This is a genomic window from Kribbella pittospori, from assembly GCF_004331465.1.
Classification (GTDB): domain Bacteria; phylum Actinomycetota; class Actinomycetes; order Propionibacteriales; family Kribbellaceae; genus Kribbella; species Kribbella pittospori.
Map to the genome: position 1 here is coordinate 185,493 of NZ_SJKB01000006.1, position 14,311 is coordinate 199,803.

Consider the following 14,311-nt stretch of genomic DNA (forward strand, 5'->3'; position numbering starts at 1 on the left):
GCTGGGGTGTGGAGGAGGCGCACGTGCGGCTGGGTGGGCGGGTGATCGTGGTGACCGGTGCCGCGTCCGGGATCGGTGCGGCCTGCGTGGAGCGATTCCTCGCCGAGGGCGCGTCCGTGGTCCAGGTCGACGTACAACCGTGCAAGGAGGTCCCCGGCCGGGCGATCGCCGTACTCGGTGATGTCTCGTCGCCGGACACCTGGGCGGAGGTTCGATCCCGCGGCCGCGACGAGCTCGGCCCGATCGACGGCCTCGTCAGCAACGCCGTCTTCCTCGACGTGAAGCCGGCCCACGAACTGTCGCCGCTGTCCTGGCAACGACAGCTCGATGTGAACCTGACCGCCACCTTCCTCGGCTTCCAGACCTTGTACGACGACCTCGCGGCCCACCGCGGATCCGTCGTACTGATGTCTTCGGTGCACGCACTCGCCGGGCTCCCCGGCCATCCCGCGTACGCGGCGACGAAAGGGGCCCTGGTTGCACTCGGACGCCAGCTCGCGGTCGAGTACGGCGGTTCGATCCGCGTGAACACCGTGCTTCCCGGCCCGGTCGAGACCGCGATGTGGGACCGTGTCGACGCCGAGAGCCGCGAACGCAGCGCGCAGGCGACGGCGGTCGGCCGGCTCGGGCAACCGGACGAAGTGGCTCAGGCAGTCGCGTTCCTGCTGTCGTCGGAGGCGTCGTACGTGACCGCCACCACGCTGGTGGTCGACGGTGGCTGGTCCGCGGTGAAGGACTCGGCGTGAGGGAGAACGGTGTGACGGGGATTCAGCGCGGCGTGACGCGGGGACTGCACGGCCAGATCGTCGAGGTGATGGCGCAGCGCATCCTGTCCGGGCAGATCCCGGAGGGCTCGACCATCAACGTGCCGGACCTGCAGGCCGATCTCGGGGTCAGCCTGACCGCGGTCCGCGAGGCGCTGAAGGTGCTGACCGCGAAGGGCCTCGTCGACGCGCGGCAGAAGCGCGGCACGTTCGTCCGGCCGCGATCGGACTGGAACCTGCTCGACGCTGACATGATCCGCTGGCACTTCGACGACGACGTACGACCGGAACTGCTGGAAGAACTGCACGAGGTGCGCGGCATCGTCGAACCGGCCGCCGCCCGGCTCGCGGCACTGCGGGCCGACGACTCACACCTGACCGCCCTGGACGCCGCGCTCGAGGAGATGGCGTCGGCGACCGACGACGTCGCCGCGGCGATCGCCGACCTCGCATTCCACCGGGCGCTGCTGGCGGCGACGGGGAACGAACTGCTGACCAAGATGGAAGTGATCATGGAGACCGGCCTGGCTGACCGCGACCGGTTGGTGCACAAGGTGAAACCGTCGGACGATCCGTTGCCGAGCCACCGCCGCGTGGTCGACGCCGTCCGGGCGCATGACCCGGTCGCCGCCGAGCAGGCGATGCGCGAACTGCTGGCGAAGGCGGCCGAGGACCTCACCGAAGTGCGCGGATCTGGGTCGAAGCCGCGTGGGCGGCGCGCGTGAAGATCGAGAGGATCGAGACCTTCCTGGTCCCCCCGCGCTGGCTGTTCTGCCGGATCGAGACGAGCGACGGCGTGGTCGGCTGGGGCGAGCCCGTGGTCGAGGGACGCGCCGAGGTCGTCCGGACCGCGATCGAGACACTGTCGGAGTACCTGATCGGACAGGATCCGCTGCAGATCGAGCGGCACTGGCAGGTGCTGACCAAGGGCGGCTTCTACCGCGGCGGTCCGGTGCTGAGCAGCGCGGTCGCCGGCATCGACCACGCGCTGTGGGACATTGCCGGCAAGGTGTACGGCGCTCCGGTCGCAGCGCTGCTCGGTGGACGGGTGCGCGATCGGGTCCGGGTGTATGCCTGGGTCGGTGGCGACGAGCCGTCCGCGATTGCCGATCAGATCGGCGAGCAGGTCGCGGCCGGCATGACCGCCGTGAAGATGAACGGCAGCGGGCAGATCCAGCCGTCGCCGTCGGTTGCCGAGATCAACGGCATTGTCACTCGGTTGGCTGCTGCCCGGGAGGCGCTGGGCGACTCGCGTGATGTCGCGATCGACCTACACGGTCGCGTCGGCGTGGCCGGGGCCCGGCGGATTCTGCACGCGGTCGAGGGACTACAGCCGATGTTCGTCGAGGAGCCGGTGCTGCCGGAGCACATGGTGCATCTGGCCGAGATCGTCGGCAGTTCGACGGTCCCGGTGGCTCTGGGCGAGCGGCTGTACCACCGGTCCGAATTCGTCGCGCCGCTGAACGCCGGGATCGCGGTCGTACAGCCGGACGTTTCCCATGCGGGTGGGATCTCCGAACTGCGCCGGATCGCGGTGCTGGCCGACGCGCATGGCGCTCTCCTAGCGCCGCACTGTCCGCTCGGGCCGATCTCCCTGGCGGCGAGCCTGCAGGTGTCGTTCGCTACTCCGAACTTCTTGATCCAGGAGCAGAGTCGGGGCATCCATTACAACGTTGCGAGCGATCTCACCTCGTACGTCGTGGACCCTGCACCGTTCACCTGGGTCAACGGTCACGCAGAGTGGAATCCCCTGCCGGGCTTGGGAATCACGGTCGACGAGGCCGCCGTCCGTGCCGCTGATCAGACCGGCCACACCTGGCGCAACCCCGTCTGGACCCACCCAGACGGCTCCTTCGCCGAATGGTGAGCGAGCACCCCGAGTCCGTCGGTCCGGTGTCGGTCGAGCCCGTCGGTCCGGCGTCGGCCGAGCCCGTCGGTCCGGCGTCGGCCGAGCCCGTCGGTCCGGCGTCGGTCGAGTCCGTCGGTTCGGTGTCGGTCGACCCAGCCGACGGCGGCCGCTGGACCTCGCTCCGGCTCGCCGGCCGCGAGTGGCTCTGGTCCGGCCCCGGCCTCCTGACCGGCCCCCGCGAAGGGCACGAGGCCTTCACGGACGCAGGCGGACTCGACGAGTGCTTCCCCACCGTCCGCGGAACCCCTGACCACGGCGGCCTGTGGAATCAGCCCTGGGAATCCTCCGTCACCTACGCCGACACCACCCTGACTCGAACGTTCACGGGTGACGCGGAGACTGTTGCCGTCGACTACAGATTGCAAGCCCCACCTGGCTTCCGCTTCATCTGGGCGGCACACGCACTCCTCGACTGCGCCGTCGGCGCCACCATCTCAGCGCCCTCCGGCACAAACTGTCGCCTCTACCCCGAGGCAGCCGACCTGTTGCCAAACCCCTGGCCGGCCAACGCACCATGGATCACCGAGACCTGGCCGCAGCCGGGTGGGATCGATCTCGGCACCTACGGACCATCGGACGGAACTGCCGTCGGTGCCATCCTCATCGACTGCCCGACCGTCAACGTTGTGGACCGCGACGCCGAGCTCACCTGGACGTTGAGTTGCCCCGGGCAACCAGTCTCGACCGCGTTGTGGCGCAACCTCGCCGGCTTCCCGGACGAAGCGCCGTACCGGAGTCTGGGGGTGGAGCCGATGCTGGGTCGTGTCTTCGACCTGGCCGAGGCCGGCCCCGACGACGCTGCCGTCGTACCCGCGAGTGGTGAACTGGCCTGGCGGTTGACCGCCTCCGCCAGGCCAGTCTGATGTCACCCGAGCGGCAGATCGAGTACGGCGTTCGGCACCGACGTGCTGTTCGTCGTGCGGATGCTGTTGAGCTCGGTCGCGGTGAGAGCACGCTTGTAGATACGAACCTCGTCCAGCGAGCCGTCGAAGTGGTGCGCGCCGTCGAGCCGCTGGCCGACGTACATCTTGAATGGGCGCCCCGGGCTGACCGACCCGGCCGGGGCCGTGACCGACGCGGCCTGGGTTCCGTCGACCCAGATGGACAGCGTGCCGGCCATGCGTTGCAGGGCGACGTGGTGCCAGGCGTTGTCGTTGTAGGACTTGGTCGTCGCGGCGGACGCGGTCTGGCCGCCGGTTGTGATCAAACCGCGGATCCGGCTGTCCGCCGGTTCGGCGCGCAGCCAGAACTGGGAGAACTCGTTGATCCCGTAGCCCCAGAAGATCGCCTGGTTCGCCGTACTGGCGCCGTACTTGATCCATGCCATCGCGGTGAAGTCGCCGGCGCCGACCGCGAGCGATTCGGCGAACGGGAGCTGGATGGCGTCGTCGACGCCGTCGAGGTCACGGGCCTGGCCGAACTTGCCGGCGACCGAGGTGGTGCCGCCGCGCAGGTAGCTGTTGTTGCCGAGACCCGAGACGTCCGCAGTGGTCGTGCCGAGCGGCGCGTCCGGGTGACCGATGTCGTTCTCGGTGAAGCGCGCGAAGCGGATCTGATCACGGGCGTCGACCGTGCCGCCCTCGTACAGCAGGCCGATCTCGCCGGTGTCGAGGATCGCCATGTCGGAGTACCCGGACCAGTCGCTGGTGATCCTGGTGCCATCGGCAACGGACTGCCAGGTCTTGCCCTCGTCGAAGCTGGACCGGATCGTCATGTAGCGACGGCGTTCCGGATCAGCCGGTGCGGCGAACAGGATGCGGTTGTACTTGTCACCGCGATCGACCGCCCGCAACCGTTGCAGCGAACCCTGCACCGTCGGCGTCGTCAGGCCGGGAATCGTCGCGTACGGGGCCGCGTAGGTCTGACCACCGTCGTTGCTGACCGCAAACATCCGGCTGGCTCCGGCGCTACCGGCGTTGTTCCGGGCACCGGCATAGATGCCGCCGTCAACCTTCTCGACGACGCTGATCTCCTGCGGCGTGGCGTCGGTGCGCAGATCGGTTGCACCCTTGTGCCAGGTGTCGCCGTGGTCGTCGCTGTAGACCAACTGACCTGCGTTCTTGCCGGCTCCGTTGTCGTAGTTGGTGCCGGCGACCAGGCGTCCGGCGTGCGCACCACGGGTCAGCTGGATCCCGTGCACCGGCCCGGTCGCGTACCAGCCCCAGGCCGGATCATCGATTTGATCACCGATATTTCTGGCCTTGCTCCACGTTCTCCCGTCGTCGTCACTGAACTGCAGGTACGGCGTCCGCGGGCGGGTCGTCGTACCGGGGTCCATCGTGGTGAGCAGGACGACGCGGCCGGTCTCGTAGTCGACGATCGGCGCCGGGTTGCCGCGGGTGGCGACCGCGTTCGGGTCGGAGTCGGTGCCGGACAGAACGGTCTGTGGCGCCGACCAGGTGTGGCCGTCGTCCTCGGACCGGCGCATCACCAGGTCGATCTCCTGGGAGTCGGCGCAGTACGACCTGCGGGCCTCGGCGAAGGCGAGCAGCGTGCCTGCCTTGGTCTTCACAATCGTGGGGATGCGATAGCAGCCGTAGCCGGCGTCGCCTTTGTCGAAGAGCACGGTCTGGGTGACGGCCGCCTGCGCGGGCGCGGTGGGTACGGTCAACCCGGCGGCGGCGAAGCCGATCGCCGCGGCGGAACTGATCAGGGCTCGGAATCTGGGCATGGGCGGATGCCTCCAGCTGAGCTGCTTGGCATTTCACGGTGCAGTGTTGCGAGGATATAGGACGTCCTATGTCTGGCGTGATCCCCTAGCGTGGACTTTCGAGGAGGAACCATGGATCTGCTGACCGAACTCCGGCACCGCAAGGTGCTGGCCATCATCCGCGCCGACGGACCGGACCGCGCTCTCGACTGCGTCCGCACGCTGATCGACGCCGGGATCACCGCTCTGGAGGTCTCCCTGACCACCCCGGGCGGCGCCGACGCGATCGCCAAGGCGCGCTCGGAGTACGACCCGAGCATCCTGATCGGCGCCGGCACCGTCGTCACGGCCGCACAGGCCGACGAGGTCGCGGCCGCCGGGGCGGGCTTCGTCGTCACCCCCGCGATCACCCGCGGCGCGCATCGCAGCGTGGACCTCGGTCTGCCCCTCCTGTGCGGAGCTCTCACCCCGACCGAGGTTGTCGCCGCACTGGATCTCGGCGCCACCGCGGTCAAGATCTTCCCGGCCAAGGTCTACGGGCCTTCGTACTTCCGCGAGCTCCGCGCACCGTTGCCCGACGCTCCGCTCCTCGCCGTGGGCGGGGTCGATGCGCAGACCGCACCGGAGTACCTGGCTGCCGGGGCGCTGGCCGTCGGTGTCGGGTCGCCACTACTCGGGGACGCGGGCACCGGCGGATCCCTCGCTGCTCTCGGCGACCGCGCCGCCGGATTCCGCGCCGCCCTCGACGTCTGAACCACTCGGAGTTGTGAGATGACCGACCTCCTGACGATCGGCGAGACCATGGTCTCGTTGCGGACCGCTCGCCCGATGCGGCTGGGCGGTGACGCGCACCTGTCGATCGCCGGCTCGGAGAGCAATGTGGCGATCGGAGTGGCCCGGCTCGGGCACCAGGCCGCGTGGGTAGGTGCTGTAGGCAACGATGAACCGGGGCGATTGATCCAGCGGACTCTCCGGGCCGAGGGTGTCGACACGAGCCGGGTGCGATTCTCGGACGAGTCGTTCACCGGGTTCATCGCGTTCGATCAGCCGTCGCACGACATCACCCGGGTCAGCTACCACCGCCGTGGCTCGGCCGGTTCGACGGTCACCGCCGACGAATGCATCGCCGCTCTCGAGGCGACCCGACCACGCCTGCTCCACGTCACCGGCATCACCCCGGCGCTGTCCGCGACCACTCGCGCCGCGACGCTGGCCGTCGTACAGAATGCCTTCGCTGCGGGCGTGCAGGTGTCACTCGACGTCAACTACCGCGCTCGGCTCTGGTCCCGCTCCGACGCGGCGACTGCACTGCGCGAGCTTCTCCCGCACGTCCACACCGTCTTCTCCTCGGATGACGAACTCGACATCCTGACCGATGCACCCGATGCGGTCGCCGACCTCCTCGATGCAGGCAGCGTCGACCAGGTGGTCGTGACCGCCGGCGGCAAGGGCGCCTGGGCTCACACCGCCTCCGGCACCATCCATCGACCAGCCTTCCCGGTCACCGTCGTCGACAGCATCGGCGCGGGCGACGCCTTCGTCTCCGGCTATCTCTCCGCCACCCTCGACAATCTCTCCGCTGACTCCCGTCTCGACCGAGCCACCACCTCCGGCGCCTTCTGCGTCACCGCCACCGGCGACTGGGAATCCCTCCCCACCCGCCCCGACCTGACCCTCCTCACCCACACCCAAGGCACCGCCCTCCGCTGATTTCCGCATCCGAGCATTGCGCGTACGCTCAACCCAGGGGGCGGGATGAGCGACAAGGCAGCTTCTGGATCGCAGCGGTTCTCGGTGGCCGAGTATCCGACGAACAGTGCGCTGTACGCCGACTCTTCGCTGACGGAAGGGGTCGACTACGCGCGTCGGTTCCGCCGGCATCCGGGCTTCGACGACGATCTCGTCGCGAGGCACGCCATACCGCTGACGACGATCCTCGCGCCCCACGGTGGTGGGATCGAAGGCGGTACGTCGGAGTTGTGTCTGGCGATCGCGGGGTACCACCCGGCCGATCTCCAGCCGACACCTGCCGACGGGCCGTTCCACGACTACTGGATGTTCGAAGGACTGCGCGCGACCGGGAACGCCGAGCTGCACGTCACGTCGACCGGCTGCGACGACCACGTAGCCCGGGCGCTGGCCGCCGGATCGCTCAATGCCCTTGGATTGCACGGCTGTACGACGGCTCAGGCCGAACTACCCGACGGAACCCAAGCGGTCCTCGTGGGCGGACTCGGCACCGCACTCAAGGAGCTCATCATCCTGCGCCTGACCGAGACCGGAGTCCGCGCCCTCGACGCCGACACAGTCCCGGATCTCAACGGCGACGAGCCCACCAACATCGCCAACCGCACGCTGCTCGGCGCCGGCGCTCAGCTCGAGCTCACCACTCCGCTGCGCCGGGCCATGTTCCGCATCAACACCCGCGAAGACCGCAAGAACACCACTCTGCCGATCTTCTGGACCTTCTCCACAGCCGTCCGTCTCGCCATCGCCGACATGGAAGCCACCCAGCCCATCCCCTGATGGCTCACCGCTCTTCGACGAGCTCGCCGTTCAGGGCGGAGGACGTGGTGGCCAGCGCCCAAGCAGCGGCGGCTTCGGGCGACTGCGCCATCGGGAAGGCTGCGGCCATGGCCTGCATCGACGACCACTGCCACGTGTCGGAGTAGGTGCCGTCCTCGAGGTGGACCAGACGGGTCGCGACCAGCCCGGGGTGGGCGGCGCGGATCGTGTCGATCACAGTCGCGCGGGCCTTCAGGAACTCCGCGACATTCTCCGGATCGACGCTGTAAACGTGCACTCGTACGACGGCCTGCTCAATGGTTGACATCAGTCTCTCCTTCTCCTTGGGGTACGTCGTTCTGACGTTCCCCGGCAGGGGAATGTGACTGCTCTTCGACCGGGAACAGGATCGGGCTGAGGAGGTAGCGGGCACGGTCCGGCGCCGCCTCGTTGGACAGCACAGGAAGGATCGCGGCGCGCATGCCCTCGATCAACTGCAGCAGTTCCTCGCGGCTCAGCCAGACCGCATGCTGCCGATAACCGGCCAGGTCGGCGATCGGATCGGCGCCGTCACGATCGAGATAGGCGTTGAACTCGGCCACCAAGGCGGCCACCGCCACCCCGAACCCCTGGCGATGATCGTCGACCGTCACCTGCTCGGCCAGCTCCGGCGTGATCGACGCACGATCGAGCCGCAGTCGGTACCGCCGCTCGACCGCCCCGCGCACCCGTCGTTCCTCGGCGACCTCGAGAATCCCGCCGCCGGCCAGCAGGTCGACGTGGCGGTAGAGCGTCGCCTTCGAGATGTCCGGGACGAGCTCGCCGAGCTCCGCCGTGGTCAGCATCCGTCCGCCGCGCAGTGCGTGCACGATGCGCAGCCGGACGGGGTGACCGAGCAATTCCAGCGGGCCCATGTCGAAACGATCTCATGTCATGCTACCTTTCTCAAACTATGAGAAAGGTAAAGCGATGACCGTCTGGACCACTCCGCCGTACGCCGATCCGACGCGCTTCGAAGAGCACGACGTCACCATTGGCACCGGCGACCGCGCCGTCCCCGGGACGCTGACCCGGCTTGCGACCCGCAGCAAGGTCGGCGTCGTCCTGCTGTCCGGCAGCGGTCCGTTCGACCGCGACGAGACCAGCGGACCGAACAAACCGCTCAAGGATCTCGCCTGGGGACTCGCCAGCGCCGGCATCGCCGTACTGCGCTTCGACAAGATCACCCACACCCGCCCGGACGTGATGAACGAACCCGGCTTCACGCCGCACGACGAGTATGGGCCACACACGATCGCCGCCGTACAGATGCTCCGCGAGCATGCGGACCAGGTCTTCTTGGTGGGTCACAGCATGGGCGGCAAGGCCGCGCCGAGGATCGCGGCCGAGGATCCGTCGATCGCCGGCATTGTGATCATGGCCGGGGACGCCCAGCCCATGCACGAAGCCGCCGTACGCGTCATGAACTACCTCGCGACAACGAATCCGGAGGCCATCCCGCCCGGCACCGTCGAGTTGTTCCAACGCCAAGCTGCCACCGTCGCCAGCCCGGACCTGTCAGCGGACACTCCCGCAACCGAACTGCCATTCGGGATGCCCGGCGCCTACTGGCTCGACATCCGCGACTACGATCCGGTCGTCACCGCGGCGAAGCTCGACCTACCCATCCTCGTCTTGCAAGGCGGGCGCGACTACCAGGTCACCGTCACCGACGACCTCCGCGGCTGGCGACAAGGGCTCCCCGACGCCACTATCAAGGTCATCGACGCCGACAACCACCTGTTCTTCCCCGGCACCGGACCCTCCACGCTGAACGACTACGCGACCGCGCAGCACGTGGATCCGGCAGCCATCGCCGCCATCCTCGACTGGTTGCCCTGAGCAAACGTTAGGACAACAGCGAGGCCTCGGTCTCGACTTCCTCCTCGGGATCGAGCGGCAGGATGATCTTGAAGCGGGTGTTGCCGGGCTCGGACTCGACGCGGAGATCGCCGTGGTGCTTCTTCACCACGATGCGCCAGGAGATGTCGAGGCCGAGGCCGGTGCCCTCGCCGATCGGCTTGGTGGTGAAGAACGGCTCGAAGATGCGGCGACGGATCTCCGGCGGGATGCCGGGGCCGGTGTCGCCGATCTCGACGAGCGCGTAGGCGCCGTCCCGCTTGGTCCGGATCGTCAGGGTGCCGTGCCCGCCCATCGCGCTGACCGCGTTGTCGATGATGTTCGTCCACACCTGGTTCAGCTCGGCGGCGTACGCCGGGATCGGCGGCAGGTCCGGGTCGAAGTCCTTGACGACGTCGTACCCCTGCAGCTTGCCCGACATCATCACCAGCGTGCTCTTCAGCAACTCGCGCAGATCAACGGTCTGGTACGGCGCCCTGTCGATCTGGGAGTACTGCTTCGCCGCCCCGACCAGCGTCGAGATGCGGGTCACGGAGTCGTCGATCTCGTTCATCAGCGACTCTGTGTCGATCGTGTACATGAGCCAGCGGACCGCGCCTTCGAGGTACGTCGGGCCGACCGCGGTCAGCACCTCCTCCATCCACGGCACGTCAAGACCGGCCGCGGCCAGCACCGGCGCGACATCCCAGCTTGCCTGCACGCCGTGGTCGTCGAGCCAGTCGGTCAGTGAGTCCTCGGCGTCGGACAGGTCCATCGGCGAGATGTCCTTGTCCTTGTTCTTCTCCAGCCGCTCGACCGCGTCGTCCTGCAAAGCGACGATCTGGTGCAGCTTGGTCGCGTCCAGGGTGCCGTCGGCGAGCATCGCCAGCTTGGATCGCATCCCCGAGACCCGCTGACGCAACGTCGCCGCGGCCCGGACCGCAGCGGCGGCGGGGTTGTTCAGCTCGTGCGTGAGGCCGGCCGACAAGGAGCCGAGGGCAAGCAACCGCTCGCGCTCCCCCAGCGTCTCGTTGGTCCGGCGCATGCCCATCACGAAGCCCTCGATCAGGTGCACCGCCATCGGGAACCAGGTGTTCATCATCGTCGCCATCGTGTCGGCGCCGATGACGTAGAACTCCGACGTCTCGGTCACCCGCATGGTCGCGGTGTAGGCCTTGCGGTCGGGGGCGCCGAAGAACGCGTTGAACGCACCGGCGTAGACCCCGCGCTGCCTGGTCCGGTTGATCTCGACCTCTTCGCCGTGCGACAGCTTGCACAGCCGGATCTCACCGGAGAGCAGGACGTAGCAGCAGGTGGCCGGGTCGCCCTCGTTGAACACGAAGCCCTCGGGGTAGGTCTCGACGTACCCGGCCTCGGACAGCCACTGCAACTGCTCGTCGTTGAGGCTCTCGAACAGGAAGAGCGTGCGCAGTTCGTCCGGGCTCAGCCGGCGCGCCTCGGTCTCGGCAGTCATCAGAGCATCTCCAGGTATCGGTGCACCAGTGTCACGGCCATCGCTCCGTCGCCGACCGCGGAGGCGACCCGCTTCACCGACTCCGCCCGTACGTCGCCGGCGGCGAACACGCCAGGCATGCTCGTCTCCAGGTGGTACGGCTCCCGGTCCAGCGCCCAGCCCGGCGGCTTGCCGCGCAGGTCAGGACCGGTGAGTACGAAACCGCGCTCGTCGCGGAGCAGGTCGCCGGGCAGCCAGTCCGTCCGCGGGGCCGCGCCGATGAACACGAACATCCACTCCGTGTCCACCTCGCGGCTCTCGCCGGTCGCACTGTTCTGCAGGGTGACGCGCTCGAGATGCTCCGAGCCCTTGCAGGACACCACCTGCGTACAGGTGTGGACCTCGATGTTGTCGATGTCGTCGATCTGATTGATCAGGTACGACGACATCGTCGCCGTGAGCGATGGTCCTCTCACCAGCATATGCACGGTCTTGGCGTGTTTCGAGAAATACACCGCGGCCTGCCCGGCAGAGTTCGCCCCGCCGATGATGTAGACCTCCTGGCCGGCGCAGCTCGGGCCCTCGGTGGTCGCGGATCCGTAGTAGATCCCGCGGCCGCAGAGGTCGTCGACGCCCGGCGCGTCCAGGTGCCGGTAGGCCACCCCGGTCGCCAGGATCACCGAGTGGGACGAGATCTCGCTGCCGTCGGAGAACATCAGCTTGCGGGCGGACCCGAGCGTCTCGAGGCCGACCACCTGGCGCGCGGTCAGCAACTCGGCGCCGAACCGGACCGCCTGCCGCCGAGCCCGATCGGTCAACTGTGCCCCGGACACTCCATCCGGGAAGCCCAGGTAGTTCTCGATCCGGCTCGACTGGCCGGCCTGGCCGCCGGTCGCCAACTGCTCGACCAGTACGGTCCGCAGTCCCTCGCTGGCGCCGTACACCGCGGCGCCAAGACCGGCCGGGCCGCCGCCGACCACGACCAGGTCATAGAAGTCCTTCGTCGGTGAGGTGGAGAGCCCGACCTTGTCGGCGAGCTCCGCCTCGCTCGGGGCGACCATCACCGTGCCATCCGGGGTGATCACCACGGGCAGCGTCGACCCGTCGATCCCGGCCGCGTCGAGGAGGCGCTTGCTCTCCTCGTCGTCGACACTCAGCCAGCGGTACGGCACCGCGTTGCGGGCGAGGAAGTCGCGAGCCGTGAACGACGGCGCCGACCAGCGGTGACCGATCACCCGGGTCTCGTCGCTGGACGGCTCCGGGGTCGTCTTCCACAGGTCGAGCATTGCGTCGACCACCGGATAGAGCTTCTCCTCCGGCGGATTCCACGGCTTGAGCAGGTAGTGGTCGAGGTCGACCACGTTGATCGCCTGGATCGCGGCGTCGGTGTCGGCGTACGCCGTCAGCAGGACCCGGCGGGCGAGCGGGAACAGGTCCATCGCGGCCTCGAGGAACTCGATGCCGGACATCTGGGGCATCCGGTAGTCGGCGAGCAGCAGGGCCACCGGTCCGCCGCGCAGCTTGAGCTCGCGCAGGGCCTCCAGCGCCTGGGACGGGTGCTCGGCCCGGACGATGCGATTCTCCTCGCCGTACCGACGGCGAAGGTCACGGGCGATAGACCGGGAAACACCCGGATCGTCGTCCACGGTGAGGATCACCGGGCGGGTCGTCGACGCTGTCATGCCTCCTTCATACCAGCGCGAACCCACAAAGCGGGATCGGTAATCCACAGGCGCTGGCCCGGTTCGCGGGGCTGGTCACGAACCGGGCCGGCCTGGGCGGGCCTCAGGGCAGGGCCGCGAGGTACGGCGCGTGGCTGTTCCGGAACTCCCAGTTGTAGTAGCGGTCCCAGTTGATCGACCACGTCATCAGCCCGCGGAAGGCCGGTGAAGCACCGCCGCGAAGGCTGTATCCGCCGCAGTTCTGGCCCTTCACCAGGCAGTCCAGCGCTTGATGAACGGCTGCCGGGGCGGTGTAGCCGTTGCCTGCGCTGACCGCCGCCGGAAGCCCGAACCCGATCTGGTCCTCCCGCAGTCCGGGGAAGGTCTGACCGGTGCGGCGCCGCCGTAGAACTGGTAGCCCACCTGCACGAAGAACGTCTCCGGCGCCATCGTCAGCACGAAGTTCGCGCCGTACCTCGACTTCAGGGTCTTCAGCGCCGAGATCAGGTTGACAATCACCGGTGTGGTCGGGTTGCGGAAGTCGGTGTCACCGGAGTTGAGGTACAGCGAGTGGCCTTCGAAGTCGATGTCCAGCCCGTCCAGGCCGTACCGGTCGATGATCGCGCTGACCGAACTGACGAACGCGTCCCGGGCCGCTGTGCTGGTGAGCTGCACCTGCCCGTTCGCGCCGCCGATCGAGATCAGCACCTTCTTCCCGGCCGCCTGCTTTGCCCGGATCGCCGCGATGAACTCCGGCTCGCTCTCGACGTTCGGGCACTCACTCGCCGGGCAGCGGTTGAACCGGATGTCCCCGGACGTGACCGACGTCGGTTCACCGAAGGACAGGTTGATGATGTTCCACTCACTCGGTACGTCGGCCATCCGCACGTACCCGGAGCCGTTGGCGAAGCTCGCGTGCAGGTAGCCGATCAGCGCATGCTTCGGTAATCCGGTGCTCGCGCAGCCGCCCGTCGTACCTGTCGTCGCTGCTGACTTGGCCGACTCACCAACGCTGTTGTACGCCGCCACGGCGTACGTGTGACTGCTGCACGTGTACGTCGCACTCGGCTGCACGGACACGGTCTGGCTGCACTGCGCGAAGTCGGAACTCGTCACCGCTCCGTTCAGCGCGTGGCTGCCGCTGCGGACCGGATTGGTGACGACCGATCCGCGCGAGCAGGTCCAGCCGCTCAGCGAACCGGTCTCGAAGCCGGGATTGGACAGGATGTTCGCGGCCTGGGCCGGCGCCGTGATGCCGGCCAGCAGGACCCCGACGACAACCGCAAGCCAAGGTGCACGCATCGGACCTCCTCGAAGGTCCATTTAGTAGAGACGCTCCATAACTAGAGGTCAATGCGTCACCGGATCGGCTTCCCGACGTTGTCGGGAAGCCGCCTGCTGTTTGGCAGGTTTTCGCCAGCGGCCAGTTGAAGCCAAAACAGTGTGGTCAGCGCCGTGGATTGGCAGGCTCTTCCGCGTCCGGGCTCGGGG

General features: G+C 68.2%; 15 protein-coding genes. 8 read left to right on the forward strand and 7 right to left on the reverse strand.

What is annotated here, in order from left to right:
- Positions 1-23: 23 nt before the first annotated feature.
- The 4 genes from E0H73_RS20305 to E0H73_RS20320 are packed head-to-tail and all read left to right on the forward strand — an operon-like array spanning position 24 to position 3,536.
- Positions 24-746, forward strand: a complete 723-nt coding sequence (locus tag E0H73_RS20305) for an SDR family NAD(P)-dependent oxidoreductase (RefSeq protein WP_202867478.1) — start codon at positions 24-26, stop codon at positions 744-746.
- A gap of 11 nt (positions 747-757) precedes the next feature.
- Positions 758-1,489 (forward strand): FadR/GntR family transcriptional regulator, encoded by a 732-nt coding sequence (locus tag E0H73_RS20310; RefSeq protein ID WP_238164120.1) that lies wholly within the window; start codon positions 758-760, stop codon positions 1,487-1,489.
- Positions 1,486-2,631, forward strand: a complete 1,146-nt coding sequence (gene dgoD, locus E0H73_RS20315; protein ID WP_131358666.1) for a galactonate dehydratase — start codon at positions 1,486-1,488, stop codon at positions 2,629-2,631. The genes E0H73_RS20310 and dgoD overlap by 4 nt, the downstream gene beginning before the upstream one ends.
- Positions 2,625-3,536, forward strand: a complete 912-nt coding sequence (locus E0H73_RS20320; protein ID WP_202867479.1) for a hypothetical protein — start codon at positions 2,625-2,627, stop codon at positions 3,534-3,536. Before dgoD ends, E0H73_RS20320 begins: the two co-directional genes overlap by 7 nt.
- A gap of 2 nt (positions 3,537-3,538) precedes the next feature.
- Here the strand turns inward: E0H73_RS20320 and E0H73_RS20325 are convergent, their stop codons facing one another.
- Positions 3,539-5,344 (reverse strand): sialidase family protein, encoded by a 1,806-nt coding sequence (locus tag E0H73_RS20325; protein ID WP_131358669.1) that lies wholly within the window; start codon positions 5,342-5,344, stop codon positions 3,539-3,541.
- 111 nt (positions 5,345-5,455) lie between these two features.
- Here E0H73_RS20325 and E0H73_RS20330 point away from each other — a divergent pair, with 111 nt between their 5' ends.
- The 3 genes from E0H73_RS20330 to E0H73_RS20340 are packed head-to-tail and all read left to right on the forward strand — an operon-like array spanning position 5,456 to position 7,849.
- Positions 5,456-6,076, forward strand: coding sequence for a bifunctional 4-hydroxy-2-oxoglutarate aldolase/2-dehydro-3-deoxy-phosphogluconate aldolase (locus E0H73_RS20330; RefSeq protein WP_131358672.1), 621 nt, complete (start codon positions 5,456-5,458; stop codon positions 6,074-6,076).
- Positions 6,077-6,094: 18 nt separating this feature from the next.
- Positions 6,095-7,033 carry a sugar kinase gene (locus E0H73_RS20335; RefSeq protein WP_131358674.1) on the forward strand — a complete coding sequence of 313 codons (939 nt, stop codon included), beginning with the start codon at positions 6,095-6,097 and terminating at the stop codon, positions 7,031-7,033.
- A gap of 45 nt (positions 7,034-7,078) precedes the next feature.
- A complete protein-coding gene (locus tag E0H73_RS20340) occupies positions 7,079-7,849 on the forward strand; it encodes a poly-gamma-glutamate hydrolase family protein (protein ID WP_131358677.1) in 771 nt (256 codons plus the stop codon).
- A 4-nt stretch (positions 7,850-7,853) separates the two neighbouring features.
- Here the strand turns inward: E0H73_RS20340 and E0H73_RS20345 are convergent, their stop codons facing one another.
- Together E0H73_RS20345 and E0H73_RS20350 are read right to left on the reverse strand one after the other, a co-directional pair.
- A complete protein-coding gene (locus tag E0H73_RS20345; protein WP_131358688.1) occupies positions 7,854-8,156 on the reverse strand; it encodes an antibiotic biosynthesis monooxygenase in 303 nt (100 codons plus the stop codon).
- Entirely contained in the window at positions 8,143-8,742 is a 600-nt protein-coding gene (locus tag E0H73_RS20350) for a helix-turn-helix domain-containing protein (protein WP_131358691.1), read from the reverse strand. Before E0H73_RS20350 ends, E0H73_RS20345 begins: the two co-directional genes overlap by 14 nt.
- Before the next feature lie 55 nt (positions 8,743-8,797).
- Between E0H73_RS20350 and E0H73_RS20355 the strand changes: the two genes are divergently transcribed.
- The gene (locus tag E0H73_RS20355) at positions 8,798-9,709 is read left to right on the forward strand and encodes an alpha/beta hydrolase (protein ID WP_202867480.1); all 912 of its coding nucleotides are present in this window, start codon (positions 8,798-8,800) and stop codon (positions 9,707-9,709) included.
- A 7-nt stretch (positions 9,710-9,716) separates the two neighbouring features.
- Here the strand turns inward: E0H73_RS20355 and E0H73_RS20360 are convergent, their stop codons facing one another.
- The 4 genes from E0H73_RS20360 to E0H73_RS20370 form a co-directional block, all read right to left on the reverse strand.
- Positions 9,717-11,180, reverse strand: a complete 1,464-nt coding sequence (locus E0H73_RS20360) for an ATP-binding protein (protein ID WP_131358697.1) — start codon at positions 11,178-11,180, stop codon at positions 9,717-9,719.
- Positions 11,180-12,841, reverse strand: coding sequence for an NAD(P)/FAD-dependent oxidoreductase (locus E0H73_RS20365; protein WP_131358700.1), 1,662 nt, complete (start codon positions 12,839-12,841; stop codon positions 11,180-11,182). Before E0H73_RS20365 ends, E0H73_RS20360 begins: the two co-directional genes overlap by 1 nt.
- A 103-nt stretch (positions 12,842-12,944) precedes the next feature.
- Positions 12,945-13,094, reverse strand: coding sequence for a hypothetical protein (locus E0H73_RS47260; protein WP_238164121.1), 150 nt, complete (start codon positions 13,092-13,094; stop codon positions 12,945-12,947).
- A complete protein-coding gene (locus tag E0H73_RS20370) occupies positions 13,091-14,122 on the reverse strand; it encodes a glycosyl hydrolase family 18 protein (protein WP_238164122.1) in 1,032 nt (343 codons plus the stop codon). The genes E0H73_RS47260 and E0H73_RS20370 overlap by 4 nt, the downstream gene beginning before the upstream one ends.
- Positions 14,123-14,311: the final 189 nt, after the last annotated feature.